Genomic DNA, 23,178 nt, shown 5'->3' with positions numbered 1-23,178 from the left:
ATTACTTTACAAGATCGACCCATGCCGTGCCAAATCGCGCGGTCTGGGCAGGGCGGGGACGACGAATGCCTCGAAAACAACCCTTGCAGGATGATCTAGATCACATTTACTCTCGGTAAGTTACTTGTTGGTAACTACCGAGAGAGGTCCAAGTGCCCATCCCTCCGTTCTTCCTCCCGCGGCTCCCCTCGAATCCGTCCCTTGCCATTCGCCGGGCCGCCGTCGTCCTTCTCGCCCTGATGCTCGTCGCCTTCCTTGCCTTCTACACGCTGCTCTCGGCGAAGCTCACCGACGGCTCCCGCCAGCTCAGCGAGGGGGCGGCCAAGGCGGCCTCGGGAGCGTCCCAGCTCAACGAGGGCGCCCACGCGGCCTCGACCGGCTCGAACACGCTCGCCAACGGCGCCTCGCAGCTCGACGACGGGGCTCACAAGGCGCAGGCAGGTTCCGCCGCGCTCAGCTCCGGCGCCGCAGCGCTCCGCGACGGCATCCGCGACAAGCTCGCCCCCGGCACCCAGCAGCTGGCCGACGGCGCCCAGCGCCTGCTCACCGGTACGCAGAAGGTCGCGGCGGACGTGCGCTCGAAACTGGCCCCGGGCGTGTACAAGGTCGACGACGGCGCCCAGAAGATCCGCGACGGCGCGGCAGCCCTCGCGGGAGTCCTGACTCCGACGCCTTCGGGCACGTCGCCCGACAACCTTGCGGACGGCGCCTCCCAGCTTGCTGCGGGCGCGGCCCAGCTCGCGAACGGCACCTCGCAGCTCGCGGCCGGAACTCAACAGCTCAAGGGCTACCCGGGCGCCAACGGCGACCCGACCCAGGGAACCGGCACCGCAGCCCTGGCCCAAGGCCTCCAGCAGCTGCTCGACGCCGCGAACGGAGCAACCGGCGCCCTCCCCCTCGCACTCGTCAAGGACAAGATCGCCCTGCTCGCCGCCGGTGCCGCCCGTCTGGACGCCGGCGCGGGACAGCTCGACACGGGCGCCGGCCAGCTCAACGCCGGCGCCGGCCGTCTCAGCAACGGTGCCCAGCGGCTCAGGGACGGCTTCAACGTCCTCGACCAGAAGGTCGACAGCCAGGACCCGAACGCCCCCGGCCTCGTGCTGGGCACCCAGCAGCTCGCCGCCGGCACCGCGGCGATCGTCGTGGGCATGAATGGCATCGCGGGCGATCCGGAGCACCCCGGGCTGCTCAAGGCCGCAGACTCCCTTAATGCCGGCGCCGCGGCCCTCTCAGCCGGTGCCACGCAGCTGGACGACGGCGTGACCGGCGCGGGCGACCCGAACAGCGGGCTCCTCGGAGGAGCGTCGAAGCTCGCAGACGGCGCGGCCCAGCTCTCCCAGGGCAACACGGCCCTCGCCGACGGAAGCCAGAAGGTGGCCGACGGCGCGACCCAGCTCGCGAGCGGAAATCAGCAGCTGGCCACCGGTACAGGCCAGCTCGCTGAGGGCAACAGGGCCCTCGCGGACGGAGCCGCGCAACTGCATGCAGGGACAGCCGGCGTCTCGCCGACGTCCTCGACGGGAGGTCCCGCAGCGCTGGCCGTCATCGGAGCACTCATCGTGTTCGCCGTGCTCGCCGCGCTCATCCGCAGCCGCGTCAGGGCGGGACTGGTCAGGGTCTAGCCGGACTCGGCCGCCGGCCTCAGACCGATGAGGGCCGGCAACTCCTCGAGGCTTCCGACCTGCACGCTGATCCGCGCAGCGAGGTCCTCGGGGAGCTCCCTGCGGGAGCGGTTGAGCCAGATGCCCTTGAGGCCCGCGGCTTCGGCGCCGATGACGTCGTGATGCGGATTGTCCCCCACGTACACCGTGCCTTCGGCGCTCGTGCCGAGGAGACGCAGGCCTTCGCGGAAGATCGCCGGGTCCGGCTTCGCGGCGCCGACAGCGTCGATCCCCACGAGGATCCCGACCCTCTCGAGGCCGGCGTGGTCGAGCTTGGCCCGCTGGTAGTCGTGGACATTGTTGCTGACCGCGCCGTAGGGGACGCCCGCGGCGTCGAGCGCATCGAGGAGGGGCGCAACGTCGTCGAACGCACGCACATAGGCCGGCTGCGCCGCCTCGTAGGCGCTGAGCCACGCCATGGCCGCCGCCGCGTCCGGGAACTCCGTCCCGGCATTCGCGAGGCACCGCTCCGCACGCAGCACACGCTGCTCGGCGAACGTGATCTCGCCTGCGACGTACCGCTCGTAGATGTCCTCGGAACCGCGGGTGAACAGGTTGCAGAACTGCGTCCAGCCCGCCTCGTCGAGGGTGGCGTACGGCGCCGTCACCTCGCGGAGGGCCCGGTGCATGGCGCCCTCGAGGTCGACGAGCGTCTCGTCGATGTCCAGGAGGACACCCTCGACAGGCCGACCGCCCCGACCGGCCGAACCGTGGGCGCCGTCAGCCACGGAAGGCCCTGAGCCTCGCGAGCGAGGAGTCCTTCCCGAGGATCACCATCGACTCGAAGAGCGGGGGCGAGACGCGGCGTCCCGAGACTGCGACGCGCACGGGCCCGAACGCAAGCCGCGGCTTGATGCCGAGCCCGTCGACGAGGGCCGCGCGAAGAGCGTCCTGGATCGCCTCGGCGGTCCACTCCTCGAGCGGCTCGAGGGCAGAAATCGCTGCGTCGAGTACTTCGGTGAGGTTCTCGGGAAGCCCCTTCCGCGCGTCGTCCTCGACCGTGATCGAATCGTCGTCGGCGAAAAGGAAGCCCAGCATCCCGGGCGCCTCGCCAAGCAGCGTGATCCGCTCCTGGATGAGCGGCGCTCCCTCCGTGAGGATCTGCTCCTCGCGCGGCGTGAGCGCCTCGCCCACGATGCCGGCGGCACGGAGGTACGGCACGAGCCGGTCCCGGAAGTCCTCGGGATCGAGGAGGCGCACGTGGGTGCCGTTGATCGCCTCTGCCTTCTTCTGGTCGAAGCGCGCGGGGTTGGGCAGCACATCGGCGATGTCGAAGTTGTCGACGAGCTGCTCGACCGTGAAGATGTCCTCGTCCGCGGAGAGCGACCACCCGAGCAGGGCGAGATAGTTCAGCAGGCCCTCGGGAATGAAGCCGCGGTCGCGGTGGTGGAACAGGTTCGACTGCGGGTCGCGCTTCGAGAGCTTCTTGTTCCCCTCGCCCATGACGTAGGGCAGGTGGCCGAAGAGCGGCATGTAGGAGGCGACGCCGACCGCGTGGAGCGCGTGGTACAGCGCGACCTGGCGCGGCGTCGAGGAGAGGAGATCCTCTCCACGGAGCACGTGCGTGATTCCCATGAGGGCGTCGTCGACCGGGTTGACGAGCGTGTACAGGGGCGAACCGTCGGCGCGCACGACGACGAAGTCCGGCACGGTCCCGGCCTTGAAGCGGATCTCGCCGCGGATGAGATCGTCGAAGGCGACGTCCTCATCGGGCATCCGGAACCTCAGCACGGGCTCGCGGCCCTCCGCGCGGAAGGCTGCGATCTGCTCCGGGGTCAGGTCCCGGTCCGAGTTGTCGTAGCCGAGCTTGGGGTCGCGGCCCGCTGCACGGTGGCGCGCCTCGATCTCGTCCGGCGTCGAGTAGGACTCGTACAGGAAGCCCGCGTCCTTGAGCTTCCCGGCGACCTCCTTGTAGAGGCCGAGGCGACGCGACTGCCGGTACGGCTCATGGGGGCCTCCGACGTCGATCCCCTCGTCCCAGGTGAGGCCGAGCCACCGCAGCGCCTCCACGATCTGCTGGTAGCTCTCCTCCGAGTCGCGCTGCGCGTCCGTGTCCTCGATGCGGAACACGAAGGTGCCGCCGGTGTGGCGCGCGTAGGCCCAGTTGAACAGGGCCGTGCGCACCATGCCCACGTGCGGCGTGCCCGTCGGCGACGGGCAGAAGCGAACGCGGACCGGGGTGTCGGGGGTGACGGAGGGGATGGCGTCGGCGTCAAGCAAGGCGGTATCGGCGGAGGAAGTCATAGTGACCCCATTCTAGGCCGCGGGCACGCCGCGCAGCCGCGCGCGCCTGCCTGCGGCCGCTGCTATCGGCGCACGACGGGATTGGAAAGGGTCCCGATCCCCTCGATCTCGACCTCGATGCGGTCGCCTTCGGTGACGAGGCCCACACCCGCCGGGGTGCCGGTCATGATGACGTCGCCGGGGAGGAGTGTGAAGGCCTGCGACACGGCTGCGACGAGCTCCCGCACGCCGAAGACCATGTCCGCCGTCGTCCCGTCCTGGACGACCCTGCCGTTCAGGCGCGTCACGAGCGAGAGGTCCTCGGGGTCCAGCTCGGTCTCGATCCAAGGGCCGAGGGGCGACGACGTGTCGAAGGACTTCGCGCGCGCCCACTGCACGTCGGTCCGCTGCCTGTCCCGCGCGGTGAAGTCGTTGCCGACGGTGTAGCCGAAGACCACCTCGTGCGCCTTCTCTGCGGGCACGTCCTTGCAGATGCGGCCGATGACGACGCACAGCTCGCCCTCGTAGGAGACCTCCTCCGTCCACTCGGGCAGGACCACGGGATCGCCGGGGCCCACGACCGCGGTGTTCGCGACGAGGAACATGGCAGGCTCGGTGGGCAGCTCGTTGCCGAGCTCCTTCGCGTGGTCCGCGTAGTTGCGCCCGATGCCCACGACCTTGCTCCGCGGGATGATCGGCGCCACGAGACGGACATCCTCGAGACGGTGGACCTCGCCCGTGGGCGTGATGCCCTGGAAGAACGGGTCACCCTTGATGACTGCCACCTGCTCGCTGCCGGGGTCTCCCTGCACCACGCCGTAGAGGGGGGTCGAATCCGAGGCAGCATCAATGACAAAACGGGCGATACGCATGGCGCCTACCCTATCGCGGGCAGCCGCATGCACGACGACGGCGCGTCCCCTCTGGAGGGAACGCGCCGTCGCTGAGCGGATTGCCGGCCGGTGCCGGATCAGGCGAGCCGGGTGAGCCAGCCGTGGAGGTCCTCGACCGCGCCGGTCTGGATGCCGAGGAGCTGCTCACGGATGCTCATGGCGACCGAATCCGGGCCTGCCGCAGGCGAGACGAGCGAGCCTTCGGCCGTCTTGAGCTCGCCGATGGGAGTGATCACCGCCGCGGTGCCGCACGCGAAGACCTCTGCGAGCGTGCCGTCGGCCACCGAGGCCCGCCACTCGTCGATCGTGATCTTGCGCTCCTCGACGGACAGGCCCCGGTCGGACGCGAGCTGCAGGACGGAGTCCCGAGTCACCCCACGCAGGATGTTGCCGTTGAGCGCGGGCGTGACCACCCGGCCGTCGGTGAACACGAAGAAGATGTTCATCCCCCCGAGCTCCTCGACCGCGTTGTCGTTGTACGGGTCGAGGAAGAGGACCTGCTTGCAGCCGTTGGCCTCGGCCTCGAGCTGGGCCGCGAGCGACGCCGCGTAGTTGCCGCCGCACTTCGCTTCGCCGGTGCCGCCGTGGCCCGCGCGGGCGTAGTGCTCCGAGAGCCAGATTGAGACCGGCTTGAGGGCGCCGCCGAAGTAGTTCCCGGCGGGCGAGGCGATGACGCGGTAGGAGACCTCGCGTGCGGGGCGCACCCCCAGGAAGGCCTCGGTCGCGATCATGAAGGGGCGCAGGTAGAGCGCCTCTCCGTCCCCGCTGGGCACCCAGTCCCTGTCCACCGAAACGAGCTGCCGCAGCGACTCGACGAAGAGCTCGGGCGGAAGCTCGGGCAGGGCGAGGCGCTGGGCCGAGCGGTTGAACCGGTGGGCGTTGGCCTCGGCACGGAACGTCCAGACGCTGCCGTCCGCGTGACGGTAGGCCTTGAGGCCCTCGAAGATCTCCTGGCCATAATGAAGCACGGCAGCCGCGGGATCCATCGCGATCGGGCCGTACGGCTCGATGCGCGCCTGGTGCCAGCCGCCCCGGCCCTCGGCATCGATCGACCAGTCGATGACCGCCGTGTGGTCGGTGAAGTAGTTGCCGAAACCGGGATCCTCGAGGATCGCGGCACGCCTCTCAGCGGTCGTCGGGTTCTCGGTGAGCCGCTGCGCGAACTCGACGCCGACGGCGTTCTGAGTCATGGTTCCTCCACATCAATCCTGCGCCTTGATCCCGCCTGTGCCGCTCATCCCGCGGCACGCCGCCCCGCGGCGAAGGCCTCGGGGCTGTCGGTGCCTACAGCTTACGCCTCAGACCCGCTCCGCAATCGCCGCGCCGATCTCAGTCGTCGTGCGTCGTTCCCCCGGCGTCCGCGACTCGACGTCCGCCCGCACGGCCGCCTCGATCCGTGCCGCCGCCTCGCCCTGGCCGACGTGGTCGAGCAGGAGCGCGGCCGAGAGGATCGCGGCGGTCGGGTCCGCCTTCTGCTGGCCCGCGATGTCCGGCGCAGACCCGTGGACGGGCTCGAACATCGACGGCGCGCTGCCGTCGAGGTTGATGTTCCCGGACGCCGCGAGGCCGATGCCTCCCGTGACGGCCCCTGCGAGGTCCGTGAGGATGTCGCCGAAGAGGTTGTCGGTCACGATGACGTCGAAGCGGGCTGGGTCGCTCACGAGGAAGATCGTGGCGGCGTCGACGTGCAGGTAGTCGTGCTCGACCTCGGGGAACTCCGCGGCGACCGCCTCGACCGTGCGCTTCCAGAGGTGGCCGGCGTGGACGAGGACGTTGTGCTTGTGGACGAGGGTGACCTTCCTGCGGGGGCGCAGCGACGCCCGGCGGAACGCTTCGCGGACCACGCGCTCCACGCCGTAGGCCGTGTTGACCGATACCTCGGTCGCAATCTCGTGCGGGGTGCCGGTCCGCATCGAGCCCCCGTTGCCCACGTAGGGCCCCTCGGTGCCCTCGCGCACGACGACGAAGTCGATCTCGCCGGGCGCGGCGAGCGGGCTGCCGACGCCCGCGTAGAGGCGCGACGGGCGGAGGTTGACGCAGTGGTCGAGCGTGAAGCGCAGCTTGAGGAGCAGCTCGCGCTCGATGATCCCGGACGGAATACGAGTGTCGCCCGGCGCGGCGCCGACCGCCCCGAACAGAATCGCATCGCGGCCGCGGATGTCCGCGAGGACGTCCTCCGGAAGCGTCTCCCCCGTCGCGAGCCAGTGCTGGGCGCCGAGGCTGTAGTGCGTCTCCTTGACTTCGACATCCGTCCCTTCGAGGGCCCGGTGGAGGACCTTGAGGGCCTCCGCCGTGACCTCTGGTCCGATGCCGTCACCGGGGATCACTGCTAGGTCGAGAGTCTGCGTCATGCTCCCACGGTAGGAAGACCATCCATATCTTGAACAACTCGTCTCAGATGACAAGACGGGCCGCCCCGCGGATCAGACCGGGGCCTGATGCGCGCCGTCGCCCGTCAGCCTAGGCTCAGGGATCATGCGAGCGCATCACCGCTTCTACCGCTGGGCCCAGGCCCACCCCGGCCGGGTCGACGCGCTCGCGGCGCTCGGGCTCCTCGTGTTCCTCTCAGCTCCGTACGCGCTCGGGTTCCGCCCCCGCGAACTCGTCTTCTCCGCGCTGGTCATCGTGCCCCTCGCGTGGAGGCGGACGCGCCCGGTCGCCTCCGGAGCAGCCGTGGCAGCCGCGTGCCTCATCGAGGTCGTCTTCGGCAGCCAGCCGGTCATCGCCCAGGCCCTGGCCCTCGCGACCGTGTACTCGCTCGCCGCGTACGGTCCCCGGTGGGCAAGCCTCGCGGGCCTCGGGGCAGGCCTCTTCGGGGGCCTCCTCTTCGTCCTGCGCTACTTCTTCCTGCCCATGACCGCGAGCGCCTACCTCTCGACGGGCGAGGCCGGGGTCCGCGTGCCCGTGCAGCTGGTCGGCGCGGTGGCGATCGGCGCCGTCGTGCTCGTCGCGTGGACGCTGGGCGACCTCGCCCGCGCCCGTCGCCTCGCGGTCCAGGCGCTCGAGGAGCGTGCCCGGCGCCTCGAGGTCGAGCGGGAACAGGAGCGCGGGCTCGCCGCGGCCGACGAACGCAGCCGGATCGCTCGGGAGATGCACGACATCGTGGCCCATTCCCTCTCGGTCATCATCACCCAGGCCGACGGCGCCCGGTACGCGGCGGTCCACGATCCTTCCATTGCAGGGTCCGTGCTCGGCACGATCAGCGAGACGGGGCGCGGTTCGCTGCGGGAGATGCGCCGCCTCCTCGGCGTCCTCAGGGGCGACGGCGCCGTGGCCACCCGGCCGCTCCCCACGCTCGAGGACGTTCCGGCCCTCCTCGACGCCGTGCGCCGTTCGGGGCTCGTCGTGGCGTTCGCCGCGGACGGCACGCCGCGGCGGGCCCTTCCGGTCGGGGCGGAGCTGACCGCGTACCGCATCGTGCAGGAATCCCTCACGAATGTCCTCAAGCACGCCGGCCCCAAGGCCTCGGCGTCCGTCCTCGAGCGGTGGACGCCACGGGGCCTCGAGCTCCTCATCGCAGACGACGGGCGCGGGGCAGCCGCGGACCCTGCCCCCGGGGACGGCCAGGGGCTTCGAGGCATGGCCGAACGCGTCGCCCTCTACGATGGATCGGTCGACGCGCGGCCCCTCGCTGGTGGGGGCTTCCTCGTCCGAGCGTTCATCCCCTACACGGAGGCCTGACATCCCTGACAACGAACCCTCGGTGACAAGTCCCATCCGGGTGGCCCTCGTGGACGACCAGCAGCTCGTCCGTGGAGGGTTCAGGATGCTCATCGACTCCCAGCCCGACCTGAGTGTCGTCGCCGAAGCCGGCGACGGCCTCGAGGCGCTGCGAGTGCTCCAGCGGACAGGTGCCGACGTCGTCCTCATGGACGTGCGGATGCCACGGCTCGACGGGATCGAGACCACCCGCCGACTCCTCGCCGCCGCCCCCGTCCCGGCCCCCAAGGTCGTCGTGCTCACGACGTTCGACCTCGACGAATACGCCCTCTCGGCCATCCGGGCCGGGGCAAGCGGGTTCCTGCTCAAGGACGCGCCCCCGGAGGAGCTCCTCGCCGCCGTCAGGACGGTCCACCGGGGCGACGCCGTCATTGCCCCCTCCACGACACGGCGCCTCCTCGACCACATGGCGACGCTCCTGCGGGAACCGGGGCCCGAGGTGACAGCAGAGGCCCGGGCGGTGGACACCCTGACCGCGCGGGAGCATGAGGTGTTCGTGCTCATCGCCCAGGGGCTCTCTAACACCGAGATAGCGGACACACTCGTCGTCTCCGAAGCGACGGTGAAGACCCACGTCGGTCGGATCCTCGCGAAGCTGCAGGCCCGGGACCGGGTCCACGTCGTCATGATCGCGTACGCGACGGGGGCGGTGGCTCCGTAGTCCCCGGCGTCATCCCACAGGCGGAGGCGGAGGGCATTCGACAGCGGGAAGATCAGCCCACGGCGCGATCCGCCGGGGCCTCCTGGATCCATAGCGTGGAAGCATGACCACCACCTCCGAATCCATCCACCCGCGGTCCGGCCTCAGAGACGCCGTGACCGCGAGCGGCCTCCGCAAGACGTACGGGCGCGGCGAGACGGCGGTCGAGGCCCTCCGCGGCATCGACATCGCGTTCCCCGTTGGCCAGTTCACCGCCATCATGGGCCCCTCGGGCTCGGGCAAGTCGACCCTCATGCACTGCCTCGCAGGCCTCGACACTGCCGACGCCGGGACCATCACCATCGGCGGAACCGAGCTCACGGGCCTCGGCGACAAGGCCCTGACCCAGCTCCGGCGCGATCGCGTCGGCTTCGTGTTCCAGGCCTTCAACCTCGTCCCCACGCTCACGGCCCGTGCCAACATCACGCTGCCCGTGAGCCTCGCCGGAGGCTCGGTCGACGACGCGTGGTTCGAACAGCTCGCCGAGACGCTCGGGCTGCGCGACCGGCTGGACCACAAGCCGCACGAGCTCTCCGGCGGGCAGCAGCAGCGCGTCGCGGTCGCCCGCGCTCTGCTCACGCGCCCCGCCGTCGTCTTCGCCGACGAGCCGACCGGCAACCTCGACTCCCGTTCGGGGGCCGAAGTGCTCGGCATGCTCCGGCGGAGCAGCCGGGAGATGGGACAGAGCATCATCATGGTGACGCACGACCCCGTCGCGGCGAGCTACGCCGACCGGGTCGTCCTCCTGGCCGATGGCCGCCTCGCCGGATCGATCGCCGATCCCACGGTCGAGACCGTGCTCGCGGCCCTCGCGAAGGTCGAGGGCTAGGCATGCTGCAGGTCGCATTCAGCCAGCTGAGGACGCACGCGCGACGATTCGTCGCCATCGTCCTCGCCGTCCTCCTCGCAGTCGGGTTCCTCTCCGCAACCCTCATGGTCAACGCCTCGACGACCGCATCGCTCGTCGCGAGCATCGGCCAGGACTACGCGAAGGCAGACCTCGTCGTCTCCCCGCCCCACGAGGGCACGTATCTCTCGGCAGCCGATGCTGCCGCAGTGGCGCAGACACCCGGGGTAGCCGATAGCTACGCCGAGCAGCAGCTCCAGATCCAGGCGAAGATCGGCTCGACGACGATCGGCGGCCTCGCCCGGAACCTGCCGGCGTCAGCACGGCTCGAGCCCGTCGCCCTCACCTCGGGCTCATGGCCGACGGCGGCAGGCCAGGTAGCGGTCGACGCGAAGACGGCCGCCGCGCGCGGACTCGCGGTGGGCAGCACCGTCGAGCTGCTCGCCTCGGGAACCGGTGCGGGCCCCCGCACCCTGACGACGACGGTGACCGGCATCATGGCGGCGTCGACCGATCCGCAGCAGTCCTGGGCGGCGCAGTTCGCGGCGCCTCCCGCGACCCTCTCCGCCCTCTCGGGCGCACAGCCGGCCTACGCCTCGATCACGGTGCTCGTCGCGCCCGGCTCTGACCGGGCGGCCGTGGCCTCCGCCCTCGATGCTGCGGTCCATCAGGCGCCCGGCAGCGTCATGACCCCGTCCGAGAAGACGGTGGCGACGATCAAGTCCTTCACGGGCGGCTCCGACCGCCTGACGATCATCCTGCTCGCCTTCGCCGCCGTCGCCCTGCTCGTGGCGGGCCTCGTGGTGGCCAACACGTTCTCGGTCCTCATCGCGCAGCGCACGCGGGAGCTCGCCCTCCTCCGGTGCATCGGCGCGAGCCGTCGGCAGATCCGCGCATCGGTGATCCTCGAAGCACTCATCACCGGAATCGTCGCCTCGGTGCTCGGGGTCGGCGTGGCCGTCGGGGTCGTCGCGGTCGTCGTCGCGCTCCTCGCGCAGAACCCGCGATACCAGTACGCGACCCTCGCCGTGCCAGCATCGTCGATCCTCGTCGGGCTCGCCGTCGGCACGCTCCTGACAGTCCTGGCGGCGCTCTTCCCTGCGCGCGCCGCGACCCGAGTCTCGCCGCTCGCCGCACTCCGCCCCTCGGAGGAGCCGACTCTCCGGCGGACAGCCGGCCGCGTACGGCTCGTCGTCGGCCTCGCGCTGACCGCACTCGGCGCCGTCGGCCTCGGTATCGGCGCTGCGAAGGGGAACCTCCTGCTCGCCGTCCCGGCGGGCGCCGTCTCCTTCGTGGGCATCGTGCTCGCGGCTGCGCTCTTCGTGCCGCGGCTCGTTGCGGCCGCCGGCCTCCTCGCGGCTCCTGCGGGCGTCCCCGGCAGGATGGCTGCCGTCAATGCGGTGCGCAACCCCCGGAGGACCACGGCTACTGCGTCCGCGCTCGTGATCGGCGTGACGCTCGTGACGATGATGATGACCGGTGCCGCCACCGCCCAAGCCGCCCTGGGGTCGTCGCTGGACCGGCACTTCCCCGTGGGCATGGCAGTCAACGGAACGCCGGGCGCCCCCTTCACGGCCCAGCAGCTAGCGAGCGTGCGCGCCCTGGCAGGTGTCGAGGCCTCCGCCGTCCTGACTCCGGTCGGATCAGTCCAGACGCACAGCACGCCGCGCGCGGTGTACGCCCCCGTCTACAAGATCAGCGCCTCGGACGCCGCCGCCGTCATCCAGAGTCCCCTGGACCGGCCCGCACCCGGAGGCATCGTGCTCCCCCACGGTGCGGCGACGACGACTGCAGCCGTCACGCCCGGTCCGGGGACCAGCGGAGGCGCGGACCCGCGCTCCGCGTCCCTCGCGGTCACGGCGGGCACGGCAACCGATCTGCCCGCCCTCGTCCTTCCGGGGACGCTCCAGGCGCGCCCGGGCGACCTGCCCCAGCAGGTCTGGCTCAGCGTCGACCCGAAGCTCGACGGCGCAGCGGTCGCGACGCTCAGGACCCAGGTCGCCCAGGCTCTGGGGGTTCAGGAATCGGAGGTCTCGGGAGCCGCGATCGAGAAGGCGACCTTCACGCAGGTCATCAACACCCTGCTCCTCGTCGTCACGGGCCTGCTGGCCGTCGCCGTGCTCATCGCGCTCATCGGCGTCGCCAACACCCTCTCGCTCTCGGTGCTCGAGCGGACCCGCGAGAACTCCCTGCTCCGGGCTCTGGGCCTCACCCGAGGGCAGCTCCGGGGCATGCTGGCCCTCGAAGCCGTCCTCGTGGCGGGCGTCGCGGCCGTGATCGGCACCGCGCTGGGGATCCTGTACGGCTGGCTCGGCGCTCAGACCGCACTGAGCACATTCGCGACCGTCACCGCGATCATCCCGTGGGCGCAGGTGGTCGCCGTCGTCGTCGTCGCGGCGGCAGCCGGCCTCGGCGCGTAGGTGCTTCCCGCGCGCCGAGCCGCACGCCTCTCCCCTGTGGCCGGCCTCGCGGTCGACTAGCCCCGTCCGAGCAGGGCGGCTAGGCCTGCACCGGCTCCTCATACCTCGGGAAGATCGGAGCCGGTGCGGGCAGCCGCGTGCCCGGTGCGATCCGGGCGGCGAGCGCGGCGAACTGCCGCGCTTCGCCGTCGCCCTGGCCCAGGAGGTCGAGCAGCTGCCCGGCCGACGCGGGCATGACCGGCTGGACGAGGATCGAGACGATGCGCAGGACCTCGAGCGTCACGTAGAGCACGGTGGCCATGCGGGCAGGGTCCGTCTTGCGCAGGACCCACGGGGCCTGCTCGGCGAAGTACGCGTTGGTGTCCCCGAGCACGCCCCAGATCGCTTCGAGGGCTCGGCTGAACTCCTGCTTCTCGAACGCGGCGCGGGCAGCCTCCAGGAGGCCCCCCGCCGCGTCGAGCAGGGCCCTGTCGCCGTCCGTCAGGTCCCCCGGCTCCGGCACGACGCCGTCGAGGTTCTTGGCGACCATCGAGAGCGAGCGCTGGGCGAGGTTGCCGAGGTTGTTGGCGAGATCGGCGTTCATGCGGCCCACGATCGCGTCGTGGTTGTAGCTGCCGTCGGCGCCGAACGGGACCTCGCGGAGCAGGAAGTAGCGGACCTGGTCCAGCCCGTACTGGCTGATGAAATCGCGCGGCGCCACGACGTTGCCGAGCGACTTGGACATCTTGACGCCGTTGTTCTGCAGGAAGCCGTGGATCATGACGCGCTTGGGCACGTCGATGCCGGCGCTCATGAGGAAGGCCGGCCAGTAGACGGCGTGGAAGCGCGAGATGTCCTTGCCGATCACATGGACATCGACGGGCCAGAACCTGCGGAAGGACTCGGACTCGACGTCCGGGAAGCCGACGCCCGTGAGGTAGTTCGTGAGCGCGTCGACCCAGACGTACATGACGTGGCCGGGGGCACCGGGGACGGGGATGCCCCAGTCGAACGTGGTCCTTGAGATGGACAGGTCCTCGAGGCCGCGCTTCACGAAGGAGATGACCTCGTTGAAGCGGTACTGCGGGGCCCCGAACTCGGGCTGCGCCTCGTAGAGCGCGAGCAGCTTCTCCTGGTACGCCGAGAGGCGGAAGAAGTAGCTCTCCTCGGCCGTCCACGTGACCTCGGTGTCGGTCTCCTTCGTGTACCGCACGCCGTCGCGGACCACGGTCTCGTCCTCGGTGTAGTAAGCCTCGTCGCGCACCGAGTACCAGCCCTCGTACTTGTCGAGGTAGATGTCCCCGTTCTCCTCCATCCGCTTCCAGATCGCCTGGGCGGACTCGTAGTGCTCGGGATCGGTGGTGCGGATGAAGCGGTCGTAGCTCACGCCCAGGGCGGCGTGGGTCTCCTTGTAGAGCTCCGCGTTGCGGTCGACGAACTCCTTGGGCGTGATGCCCGCCTTCTGCGCCGACTGGGCGATCTTGAGGCCGTGCTCGTCCGTGCCGGTCATGAAGAAGACGTCGTATCCGTCCAGCCGCTTGAAGCGCGCCATCGCGTCGGTTGCGATGTACTCGTAGGCGTGGCCGATGTGCGGCTCCCCGTTCGGGTACGTGATGGCGGTGGTGATGTAGAACGGGGGCTTCCCGGCTGCGGACGTCACCCCTAAAAATTACCGGATCGGCAGGGCAGGCGGCGAATGCTGCGGGCTGCTGCCTCGGCCTCGGTGCCCGCGGATGGCGTCGACTCCCGGACACGGCGACGGCGGGCCCACCGCTTTCGGTGAGGCCCGCCGTCGTACGCCCGCTGCCTCCGGGGAGGCTCCCGTTGAAGGAGTGCGGGGAAGCTCAGTCCTCGAGGTCGATCTCGCGCACCGCCGTGGCGCCGATCTCGCTCTTCACGGCCTCGAGCACGTTGGCCGGGATCTTCGAGTCGACGGTGAGGAGCGCCATCGCCTCGCCCGCCTGCTCGGCCCGGGCCACCTGCATGCCGGCGATGTTCACGCCGTTCATGCCCAGGATGTGGCCGATCGTGCCGATGACGCCGGGGCGGTCGGTGTAGCTCATCACCACGAGGTGCTCCGAGATCGGTATCTCGAGGTCGTAGCCGTTGATGCCGACGAGCTTCTGGATCTGCTTGGGGCCCGTGAGCGTGCCCGCGACGGAGACCTGGGTCCCGTCGGAGAGCAGACCGCGGATCGTGAGGACGTTGCGGTAGTCCTCGGCCTCGGCCGTCGTGAGGAGGCGGACGCCGACCCCGCGCTGCTCCGCGAGCACCGGCGCGTTGACGTACGAGACCTTCTCCGACACGACGTCCATGAACACGCCCTTGAGCGCCGCGAGCTCGAGCGACTTCACGTCGAGCGAGGCGATCTCGCCGGCGACCTCCACGTCGATCTGGGTGACCGGCTCGTGGCTGAGGGCCGTGAAGATGCGGCCGAGCTTCTCGACGAGCGGGATGCCGGGGCGCACGTCGGGCGCGATGACGCCGCCCGCGACGTTGACGGCGTCCGGCACGAGCTCTCCGGCGAGGGCGAGGCGCACGGACTTGGCGACCGAGATGCCCGCCTTCTCCTGGGCCTCGTCGGTCGAGGCACCGAGGTGCGGAGTCACCACCACGTTCGGGTACTCGAAGAACGGAAGGTTGGTGCTCGGCTCGTTCTCGAAGACGTCGATGCCGGCGCCGGCGATCTTCCCGGCCTCGAGGGCCTTCGTGAGAGCGTCCTCGTCGACAAGTCCGCCGCGGGCGACGTTGACGACATACGCCGTCTGCTTCATCTTCTCGAACGCGTCGGCGCCGAGCATGCCCAGGGTCTCGGGGGTCTTCGGCATGTGGATGGTGATGAAGTCGCTCTGGGCGAGGAGCTCGTCGAGGGTCACGAGCTTGACTCCCAGCTGCGCGGCGCGCGCCGACGTCACGTAGGGGTCGAACGCGACGATGTTCATCTCGAACGCCTGCATGCGGGCAGCGACGAGCGCGCCGATCCGCCCGAGGCCGATGACCCCGAGCGTCTTGTCGAGGAGCTCCGTGCCCGCGAACTTGGACCGCTTCCACTCGCCCGCCTTGAGGGAGGCGTTGGCCGCAGGGATCCTGCGGGCGAGGCTCAGGATGTGCCCGCACGTCAGTTCGGCGGCGGAGACGATGTTCGAGGTGGGCGCGTTGACGACCATCACGCCCGCCTGGGTCGCGGACTTGATGTCGACGTTGTCGAGGCCCACGCCTGCACGCGCGATGACCTTGAGCTTCTTGCCGGCCTCGATCGCCTCGGCGTCGAGCTTCGTCGCGGAGCGGATCAGGATTGCGTCGACGTCCGCGATCGCCGGCAGGAGCTGGGAGCGGTCGGCGCCGTCGGTGTGGCGGATCTCGAAGTCGGGGCCCAGGGCCTCGACGGTGGCGGGGGACAGTTCCTCGGCGAGGAGGACGACGGGCTTCTCGTTGGACACGGGCGGGCCTCTCCGGTCGGGTCAGGCGGGATGCTTCACGCTGGGGCGGGGTGATGGGAGGGGTGTGAGCCGGAGCACTCTGCTCCGCGGGACAGCCGAAGCGGCGGGCGCGATCTGCGCCCGCCGCTTCGAGACGACTAGCGGGCTACCGAGCCCTCGGTGTAGTCGTCGTCCGACTTGATCCACGAGAACAGCTTGCGCAGCTCGCGGCCGGTCGCCTCGATCGGGTGGTCCTCGCCCTTCTTGCGCAGCTCGAGGAACTCCTTCCCGCCGTTCGCCTGGTCATCCATGAAGCGCTTCGCGAAGGTCCCATCCTGGATGTCCTTGAGGACTTCCTTCATGTTCTCCTTGACGTGCGGATCGATGACGCGCGGGCCCGAGACGTAGTCGCCGAACTCTGCGGTGTCCGAGACGCTCCAGCGCTGCTTCGCGATGCCGCCCTCGACCATGAGGTCGACGATGAGCTTGAGCTCGTGGAGCACCTCGAAGTACGCGATCTCCGGCTTGTAGCCGGCCTCGGTCAGGGTCTCGAAGCCGTACTGGATGAGCTGGGAGGCACCGCCGCAGAGGACAGCCTGCTCGCCGAAGAGGTCCGTCTCGGTCTCCTCGGTGAACGTGGTCTCGATGACGCCGGCGCGCGTGCCGCCGATGGCCTTCGCGTACGAGAGGGCGAGCTCCTTGGCCTTGCCCGACGGGTTCTGCTCGACCGCGATGAGGTCCGGGACGCCGCGTCCGGCCTCGAACTCGCGGCGGACGATGTGGCCCGGGCCCTTCGGCGCGACGAGCGCGACGTCGACCTCTGCCGGCGGCTGGATGAAGCCGTAGCGGATGTTGAAGCCGTGGCCGAAGAAGAGGGCGTCGCCGGCCTTGAGGTGGTCGGCGATCGACTCGGCGTAGACCTTCGCCTGGACCTGGTCCGGGGTCAGGATCATGATGAGGTCGGCTTCCTCGGCGGCCTCGGCGACCGGGAGGACGCGGAGGCCCTCGGCCTCGGCCTTGGCCTTCGACTTCGAGCCCTCGGCGAGTCCGACGCGGACGTCGACGCCCGAGTCGCGGAGGCTCAGGGCGTGGGCGTGCCCCTGGCTGCCGTAGCCGATGACGGCGACTTTGCGGCCCTGGATGACCGACAGGTCGGCGTCGTCGTCGTAGTAGAGGTGAGTCACTTGATATCTCCTTGGCTCTTCACTGGGAAAACTCTGCTGGCTTGACAGGGGCGTTAGCTGGCGCGCAGTGCGCGGTCGCTCATCGACCGCGAGCCGCGGCCGATCGCGAGAGTACCCGACTGCACGATCTCGCGGACGCCGAAGGGCTCGAGGACGGTGAGAAGCGCCTCGAGCTTCTCAGTCGTCCCGGTCGCCTCGACGACGATCGCGTCCGTCGACACGTCGACGACGGAAGCGCGGAACAGGTCGACTGCCTGGGTGACCTGGATCCGGGTTGCGGCGTCGGCACGCACCTTGATGAGGAGGTGATCGCGCCGTACCGAGTTGTCGGGCAGCAGCTCGACGATCTTGATGACGTTCACGAGCTTGTTGAGCTGCTTGGTCACCTGCTCGAGGAGGTCGCCCTCGGCGTCGACGACGACGGTGATGCGCGAGATGCCGTCGACCTCAGTCGGACCGACTGCGAGCGAGTGGATGTTGAACGCGCGGCGGGCGAAGAGGCCTGCGACGCGCGTCAGCACGCCGGGCTTGTCCTCGACCAGCACGGACAGGGTGTGGCGGGCCATGCCTCAGTCCTCCTCTTCCCACACTGGCGTGGAATTGCGGGCCACCTGGATCAGGTCATTGCTCACGCCGGACGGGACCATCGGCCAGACCATGGCGTTGGGGCTCACGACGAAGTCGATCACGACGGGACGGTCGTTGATCTCCAAGGCCTGCTTGATGACGTCGTCGATCTGGTCCTCCCGCTCGACGCGGAACGATGCACACCCGTAGGCCTCGCCGAGCTTGACGAAGTCCGGGATGCGGAGCGTTTCGGCGCCGGTGTGGAGGTCGGTGTTCGAATAGCGGCCGTCATAGAAGAGGGTCTGCCACTGGCGCACCATGCCGAGGGACGAATTGTTGATGACCGCGACCTTGATGGGAATCTTGTTGAGCGTGCACGTGGCGAGCTCCTGATTCGTCATCTGGAAGCAGCCGTCGCCGTCGATCGCCCACACGACGCGCTCGGGGTTCCCGACCTTCGCCCCCATGGCCGCGGGCACCGAGTAGCCCATGGTGCCGAGGCCCGCCGAGTTGAGCCAGGCTCGAGGACGCTCGTACTTGACGAACTGGGCCGCCCACATCTGATGCTGCCCGACTCCGGCGACGTACACGCCCTCGGGGCCCGTGAGCTCGCCGATGCGCTGGATGATCTTCTGCGGAGAGAGGAGCCCGTCCTCCGGCTCGGTCCACCCGAGGGGGTAGTCCTCCTTGAGCCGGTTGAGGAACGCCCACCACGGCGCGAGGTCCGCGCCGCCGTCCTTCTCCTGGATCGCCCGCACGGCCTCGGTGAGCTCGGGGATGATCTCCTTGACGGATCCGACGATGGGCACGTCGGCGGTGCGGTTCTTGGAGATCTCGGCCGGGTCGATGTCGGCGTGGATCACCTTGGCATTGGGCGCGAACGTACTCAGCACGCCGGTCACCCGGTCGTCGAACCGGGCGCCAAGCGTGATGAGGACGTCCGCCTGCTGGAGCGCCATGACGGCCGAGACCGACCCGTGCATCCCCGGCATGCCGACATGCTGCGAGTGGGAATCCGGGAAGGCCCCCCGCGCGGTGAGCGTCGTCACGACGGGCGCGCCCGTCGTCTCGGCCAGCTGTACGAGCTCCGCGGCCGCGTCGGCCTTGATGACGCCTCCGCCGACGTAGAGGACGGGCTTGGACGCGGCGGCGATGAGGCGGGCGGCCTCGCGCACCTGCTTGCTGTGTCCGCGCGTGACGGGGCGGTAGCCGGGGAGGTCGATCTTCGGCGGCCAGCTGAAGACCATCTTCGACTGCTGGGCATCCTTGGTGACGTCCACGAGGACGGGACCCGGGCGGCCCGTCGACGCGAGATGGAAGGCCGCCGCGAGGGTATGCGGGATGTCTTCTGCGCGCGTGACGAGGAACGAGTGCTTCGTGATCGGCATGGTGATGCCGACGATGTCCGCTTCCTGGAAGGCGTCGGAGCCGATGACGCTGCTCGCGACCTGGCCGGTGATTGCTACGAGGGGGACGGAGTCCATATGCGCGTCGGCGATCGCGGTCACCAGATTGGTGGCGCCCGGACCCGACGTGGCGATGCAGACGCCGACACGTCCTGTGACCATCGCATACCCTTGGGCTGCGTGGCCGGCGCCCTGCTCGTGGCGCACCAGGACGTGGTTGATCTTCGAAGCCATCAGAGGGTCGTAGGTCGGCAGGATCGCGCCGCCCGGAAGACCAAAGACATCGTCCACGCCCAGTTCCTCGAGCGAGCGGACGATTGCTTCAGATCCAGTCATCTCTGTGGGCTCAACGACGCGGTTGGGCCCCAGGACGGCAGAGGCAGAGTCGACAGAGTCGACAGAATCCGCGGCCTTGGCCGCAGACGGCTTCGAAGCCATCAGCGATGGGCTGATCGGCGTTCCTTTGCTCATCAGTCTCTTCCTTAGGATCTTCGTGGCGAAGGAGCTGTGCTCAGCTCAAATAAAAACAACCCCTCAGCCTTTCGGCTCTCCGAGGGGTTGCGCGTGACAGAACGTTGCCAGTCGGGCTTCAGTAAGCCACGCGCTTGGCAAGGACGACGACAGTGAGCACCATGTCGGTCGAAACGGTCCGCATGCCCACAGTCTTCACAATCGCTTGTGAGAGTGTCAATCTGCGACGTCTCCGTCTCAGTATTCGGACTGCCATCCACGACGTGAGACTGACAGGCGGCCGGGCCCTCGGGCCCGGCCGCAGTCGTGGCGCCCCTCGGCACTCGACGTCAGTTGAGGACTGCACCCTCGCTCGCCGAGTGGACGAGCTTCGCGTACTTGGCCAGGACACCCTTCGTGAACTTGGCAGGAAGCGGCTCCCAGCCCTCCCGGCGCGCCTCGAGCTCGCTCTCGTCGACGAGCAGCTCGATCGTGCGGTTCGGGATGTCCACGCGGATCCGGTCGCCGTCGCGCACGAAGGCGATCGGGCCGCCGTCGACCGCCTCAGGAGCGACGTGCCCGATGCACAGGCCCGTGGTGCCGCCCGAGAAGCGGCCGTCCGTGAGGAGCAGCACGTCCTTGCCGAGCCCGGCCCCCTTGATCGCGCCGGTGATGGCGAGCATCTCGCGCATGCCGGGACCGCCCTTGGGGCCTTCGTAGCGGATGACGACGACGTCCCCCGCCTTGATCTCGCCATTGTCGAGGGCATCGAGTGCGCCCTGCTCACGCTCGAAGACGCGGGCGCTGCCCTCAAACACCTCGGCGTCGAATCCCGCCGTCTTGACGACGGCGCCTTCGGGCGCGAGCGAACCGCGCAGCACCGAGAGCCCGCCGGTCTTGTGGATGGGGTTGTCCATTGCGCGGACGATCTTGCCGTCGAGGTCCGGCGGAGCGATCTCCTCGAGGTTCTCGGCCACCGTCTTGCCGGTCACCGTGAGGGCGTCCCCATGCAGGAGGCCTGCATCGAGGAGGGCGCGCATGACGACGGGCACCCCGCCGACGCGGTCGAGGTCGTACATGACATAGCGTCCGAACGGCTTGAGGTCGCCGAGGTGCGGCACCTTGTCGCCGATCCGGTTGAAGTCCTCGAGTTCGAGCTCGACCTCCGCCTCGCGCGCGATCGCAAGGAGGTGGAGCACCGCGTTGGTCGATCCCCCGAAGGCCATGATGACGGCAATCGCGTTCTCGAACGCCTCGCGGGTCATGATGTCGCGCGAGGTGATCCCCTGGCGGAGGAGGTTCACAACGGCCTCGCCGGAGCGGTGGGCGAACATGTCGCGGCGCCGGTCCGCCGAGGGCGGAGCGGCGGAACCGGGGAGCGACATGCCGAGGGCCTCGGCGGCGCTCGCCATGGTGTTCGCCGTGTACATCCCGCCGCATGCTCCCTCGCCCGGGCAGATGGCGCGTTCGATGCGGTCGAGGTCGCCCTTGGACATGCGTCCCGCAGCGCAGGCGCCGACGGCCTCGAAGGCGTCGATCAGGGTGACGTCCTTCTCCGTGCCGTCTTCGAGCTTGACCCATCCCGGCATGATCGAGCCGGCGTAGAGGAAGACGCTCGAAACGTCGAGGCGCGCCGCGGCCATCAGCATGCCGGGCAGCGACTTGTCGCAGCCAGCCAGGAGGACCTGGCCGTCGATCCGCTCGGCCTGCATGACCGTCTCGACCGAGTCGGCGATGATCTCGCGCGAGACGAGGGAGAAGTGCATGCCCTGGTGGCCCATGGAGATGCCGTCGGAGACGGAGATGGTCCCGAACTGCATGGGGAAGCCGCCTGCAGCGTGGACGCCCTCCTTCGAGGCCTTCGCGAGACGGTCGAGCGAGAGGTTGCACGGAGTGATCTCGTTCCACGAGCTCGCGATCCCGACCTGCGGCTTGGCAAAGTCCTCGTCGCCGAAGCCCACCGCGCGGAGCATGCCGCGGGCCGGCGCGGCGTGGATGCCGTCCGTGACGACGCGGCTGCGGGGCTTGATGTCGACGCCCTCGCGGGGCGCTGGGGAGGTTTGGCTCTGCTCGGTCATGTGCAGAGTCTATGACCGGGGGCGGGCTCCCCCGACCTGTCCCGGGGAGGATCGGCGAAATTCCGGCAATGTTTCATCCAGCAGATGGACTAGTGTCCGCATTCTGGACAGGGCTGAAACCTCGCCACCGCCCCTCCAGCCACGGACGGACCTGTCCGTAGACTGGGAGGCGCGGCGGCGAAAGGAGCAAGCGTGAGCAGCCAGCATCCGCCCCTCGCGGACGGAAGGGGCCGCGCGGCATCAGACGCAGCGCTCAAGGCGGCACTCCACCGCGTCTTCGACCGGCAGATCCCCAACTACGCGTCCTACAACCTCGTGTGCGCTGCGGAGGCAGGGGGGATGCTCGACGGCCCGTTCAGCGGGACGCCCACGCCGCGTGGCGTGGTCCTCGGGTACAGGCGCCAGCCCATCGAACTCGTCATCGCGCCCTTCGACCGCCGGACGCTCGAGGCCGCAGGACGCCCCTGGACCGTCGACCTCACGAATCTCGCCTACGCCGCCGAACCCTCGCCGGGCGCATTCGACGTGGGAACGAGCACGGGCCGTGAGTTCTCCTTCACCATACGTTCGCTGTGCCAACTCGATCCCGCCGAGCGTTCGACCGCTCCCCGGACCCTCGAGCAGGAGGACGACGCCGACGACTTCACGGCGTTCATGCGCGACCTCTGCGCCCTCTGATCACGACCTGCCCGTAGCGGACCAGCAGTTCGCGGCGGCTCAGCAAGTCGCGGCAGGGAGGCTGCAGGAAGTCGCGTAGGTTGGCAGAGCAAGACGATGAGACATGGTCTGATGGAGACGGTCCGCGAGGGCCGAGTCCGCGGGAAGGACACTGAATGACCGCCAGGAAGCTTCTGCTCGCCTCGACCCTTGCGCTCGGAGCGCTCGCTTCGGGCACAGTGCTCGCGGGGTGCTCGGCCGCTGGCCCCCAAGCGGCGCCCGCCGCGAGCGCAGCCACCGGAACGCCCACAGGTTCGCCGTCCGGCAGCGCGACGACACCGGCTGCCTCGGCTACGGCGTCCGCGCCCCAGCCGTCGGGGCCGTCGACGTCGTCCGACGCGCCGTCAGCGGCGGTGAGCGTGCCGGTCGTGGCCCCGACCCTCCGGTCGCTCCAGATCGACGGGCCCGGCTTCTCGGGCACACTCACCGCCGACGAGACCAAGGCGCGCGACGCGATCTACCGGGTGCTCCCTGTCCTCCTGAACGAGACCTCCGCGAAGTACGCCTCCCCGACAGGAGCCCGCGATGAGCTCCTGTCGCAGGGACTCATCACCGCCCACATGGCGGGGTCGTTCGCGGCCGCGTTCACGCCGGGACAGGGGCAGGTCCACGCCGCCGGCTTCACGGTCCAGACGACCGGGATGGAGTGCGTTCTCCACACGAGCGCAGGGTCCGCCCTCCAGAGCGGCCACGTCTTCTGCTACCTGAGCCGCCAGTACGTCGGGCCAGACGGCGCCGCCGTGACCGACGCCCGCTGGACCGCGTCCGGGCAGCCCGACGCCATCAATCCCAACGAGCTCGCGAACGCGAGTGTCACGATGGCCGACGAGGGCGGAACGTGGAAGGTCGACGCTGTGCAGTTCGGAGCGTAGGGCAGTTCGGGCCCTGGGACCTTTCGGCGCCTAGGGCTTGCC

General features: G+C 69.7%; 18 protein-coding genes. 7 read left to right on the top strand and 11 right to left on the bottom strand.

Translation table 11 applies throughout. The features are described from left to right. Window positions 1-152 precede the first annotated feature (152 nt). Window positions 153-1,622, top strand: a complete 1,470-nt coding sequence (locus E6A21_RS06695) for a hypothetical protein (RefSeq protein ID WP_246036249.1) — start codon at window positions 153-155, stop codon at window positions 1,620-1,622. On the opposite strand, the gene E6A21_RS06690 is transcribed toward E6A21_RS06695, so the two are convergent. From E6A21_RS06690 to E6A21_RS06670, 5 genes are all read right to left on the bottom strand, one after another. After that, on the bottom strand, window positions 1,619-2,389 hold the full coding sequence (locus E6A21_RS06690; protein WP_138443382.1) for an HAD family hydrolase: 771 nt from the start codon (window positions 2,387-2,389) through the stop codon (window positions 1,619-1,621). The genes E6A21_RS06695 and E6A21_RS06690 overlap by 4 nt on opposite strands. After that, on the bottom strand, window positions 2,382-3,905 hold the full coding sequence (gene gltX / locus E6A21_RS06685; RefSeq protein ID WP_138443381.1) for a glutamate--tRNA ligase: 1,524 nt from the start codon (window positions 3,903-3,905) through the stop codon (window positions 2,382-2,384). Before gltX ends, E6A21_RS06690 begins: the two co-directional genes overlap by 8 nt. A gap of 62 nt (window positions 3,906-3,967) precedes the next feature. Then, window positions 3,968-4,756 carry a fumarylacetoacetate hydrolase family protein gene (locus tag E6A21_RS06680; RefSeq protein WP_138443380.1) on the bottom strand — a complete coding sequence of 263 codons (789 nt, stop codon included), beginning with the start codon at window positions 4,754-4,756 and terminating at the stop codon, window positions 3,968-3,970. A 98-nt stretch (window positions 4,757-4,854) separates the two neighbouring features. Then, window positions 4,855-5,967 carry a branched-chain amino acid aminotransferase gene (locus E6A21_RS06675; protein ID WP_138443379.1) on the bottom strand — a complete coding sequence of 371 codons (1,113 nt, stop codon included), beginning with the start codon at window positions 5,965-5,967 and terminating at the stop codon, window positions 4,855-4,857. Between the two features lie 108 nt (window positions 5,968-6,075). Beyond that, on the bottom strand, window positions 6,076-7,128 hold the full coding sequence (locus E6A21_RS06670) for a 3-isopropylmalate dehydrogenase (protein ID WP_138443378.1): 1,053 nt from the start codon (window positions 7,126-7,128) through the stop codon (window positions 6,076-6,078). 124 nt (window positions 7,129-7,252) lie between these two features. On the opposite strand from E6A21_RS06670, the gene E6A21_RS06665 reads away from it, so the two are divergent. From E6A21_RS06665 to E6A21_RS06650, 4 genes are all read left to right on the top strand, one after another. After that, a complete protein-coding gene (locus tag E6A21_RS06665) occupies window positions 7,253-8,458 on the top strand; it encodes a sensor histidine kinase (RefSeq protein ID WP_138443377.1) in 1,206 nt (401 codons plus the stop codon). 40 nt (window positions 8,459-8,498) lie between these two features. Next, window positions 8,499-9,158 (top strand): response regulator, encoded by a 660-nt coding sequence (locus tag E6A21_RS06660; protein ID WP_138443607.1) that lies wholly within the window; start codon window positions 8,499-8,501, stop codon window positions 9,156-9,158. 103 nt (window positions 9,159-9,261) lie between these two features. After that, window positions 9,262-10,026, top strand: a complete 765-nt coding sequence (locus E6A21_RS06655; protein WP_138443376.1) for an ABC transporter ATP-binding protein — start codon at window positions 9,262-9,264, stop codon at window positions 10,024-10,026. 2 nt (window positions 10,027-10,028) lie between these two features. After that, the gene (locus E6A21_RS06650; protein WP_138443375.1) at window positions 10,029-12,464 is read left to right on the top strand and encodes an FtsX-like permease family protein; all 2,436 of its coding nucleotides are present in this window, start codon (window positions 10,029-10,031) and stop codon (window positions 12,462-12,464) included. 79 nt (window positions 12,465-12,543) lie between these two features. Here E6A21_RS06650 and metG read toward each other — a convergent pair whose 3' ends face one another. The 6 genes from metG to ilvD form a co-directional block, all read right to left on the bottom strand. Continuing rightward, the gene (gene metG / locus E6A21_RS06645) at window positions 12,544-14,103 is read right to left on the bottom strand and encodes a methionine--tRNA ligase (RefSeq protein WP_138443374.1); all 1,560 of its coding nucleotides are present in this window, start codon (window positions 14,101-14,103) and stop codon (window positions 12,544-12,546) included. Between the two features lie 184 nt (window positions 14,104-14,287). Next, on the bottom strand, window positions 14,288-15,883 hold the full coding sequence (gene serA / locus E6A21_RS06640; RefSeq protein ID WP_138443373.1) for a phosphoglycerate dehydrogenase: 1,596 nt from the start codon (window positions 15,881-15,883) through the stop codon (window positions 14,288-14,290). Window positions 15,884-16,020: 137 nt separating this feature from the next. Then, a complete protein-coding gene (gene ilvC, locus E6A21_RS06635; protein ID WP_138443372.1) occupies window positions 16,021-17,046 on the bottom strand; it encodes a ketol-acid reductoisomerase in 1,026 nt (341 codons plus the stop codon). Between the two features lie 53 nt (window positions 17,047-17,099). Continuing rightward, window positions 17,100-17,612, bottom strand: coding sequence for an acetolactate synthase small subunit (gene ilvN / locus E6A21_RS06630; RefSeq protein ID WP_138443371.1), 513 nt, complete (start codon window positions 17,610-17,612; stop codon window positions 17,100-17,102). A 3-nt stretch (window positions 17,613-17,615) separates the two neighbouring features. Next, entirely contained in the window at window positions 17,616-19,490 is a 1,875-nt protein-coding gene (locus tag E6A21_RS06625) for an acetolactate synthase large subunit (protein WP_138443370.1), read from the bottom strand. Window positions 19,491-19,819: 329 nt separating this feature from the next. Further along, a complete protein-coding gene (ilvD, locus tag E6A21_RS06620; RefSeq protein ID WP_138443369.1) occupies window positions 19,820-21,547 on the bottom strand; it encodes a dihydroxy-acid dehydratase in 1,728 nt (575 codons plus the stop codon). Between the two features lie 192 nt (window positions 21,548-21,739). On the opposite strand from ilvD, the gene E6A21_RS06615 reads away from it, so the two are divergent. Next, window positions 21,740-22,225 (top strand): hypothetical protein, encoded by a 486-nt coding sequence (locus E6A21_RS06615; RefSeq protein ID WP_138443368.1) that lies wholly within the window; start codon window positions 21,740-21,742, stop codon window positions 22,223-22,225. Between the two features lie 155 nt (window positions 22,226-22,380). After that, entirely contained in the window at window positions 22,381-23,136 is a 756-nt protein-coding gene (locus E6A21_RS06610; RefSeq protein ID WP_138443367.1) for a hypothetical protein, read from the top strand. Window positions 23,137-23,178: the final 42 nt, after the last annotated feature.

It is taken from the genome of Sinomonas susongensis (assembly GCF_005877005.1).
Lineage (GTDB): Bacteria > Actinomycetota > Actinomycetes > Actinomycetales > Micrococcaceae > Sinomonas > Sinomonas susongensis.
Note: the sequence above shows the minus strand (reverse complement) of the source record. Positions and strands in the feature narration are given on the sequence as shown.

What these genes read in the sequence shown, in the direction of transcription:
- E6A21_RS06675 (WP_138443379.1), bottom strand. Translation starts at nt 5,967, where the DNA reads ATGACTCAGAACGCCGTCGGCGTCGAGTTCGCGCAGCGGCTCACCGAG.
- gltX (WP_138443381.1), bottom strand. Translation starts at nt 3,905, where the DNA reads ATGACTTCCTCCGCCGATACCGCCTTGCTTGACGCCGACGCCATCCCC.
- E6A21_RS06680 (WP_138443380.1), bottom strand. Translation starts at nt 4,756, where the DNA reads ATGCGTATCGCCCGTTTTGTCATTGATGCTGCCTCGGATTCGACCCCC.
- E6A21_RS06655 (WP_138443376.1), top strand. Translation starts at nt 9,262, where the DNA reads ATGACCACCACCTCCGAATCCATCCACCCGCGGTCCGGCCTCAGAGAC.
- E6A21_RS06625 (WP_138443370.1), bottom strand. Translation starts at nt 19,490, where the DNA reads ATGAGCAAAGGAACGCCGATCAGCCCATCGCTGATGGCTTCGAAGCCG.
- E6A21_RS06665 (WP_138443377.1), top strand. Translation starts at nt 7,253, where the DNA reads ATGCGAGCGCATCACCGCTTCTACCGCTGGGCCCAGGCCCACCCCGGC.
- E6A21_RS06670 (WP_138443378.1), bottom strand. Translation starts at nt 7,128, where the DNA reads ATGACGCAGACTCTCGACCTAGCAGTGATCCCCGGTGACGGCATCGGA.
- ilvN (WP_138443371.1), bottom strand. Translation starts at nt 17,612, where the DNA reads ATGGCCCGCCACACCCTGTCCGTGCTGGTCGAGGACAAGCCCGGCGTG.
- E6A21_RS06610 (WP_138443367.1), top strand. Translation starts at nt 22,381, where the DNA reads ATGACCGCCAGGAAGCTTCTGCTCGCCTCGACCCTTGCGCTCGGAGCG.
- ilvD (WP_138443369.1), bottom strand. Translation starts at nt 21,547, where the DNA reads ATGACCGAGCAGAGCCAAACCTCCCCAGCGCCCCGCGAGGGCGTCGAC.
- E6A21_RS06650 (WP_138443375.1), top strand. Translation starts at nt 10,029, where the DNA reads ATGCTGCAGGTCGCATTCAGCCAGCTGAGGACGCACGCGCGACGATTC.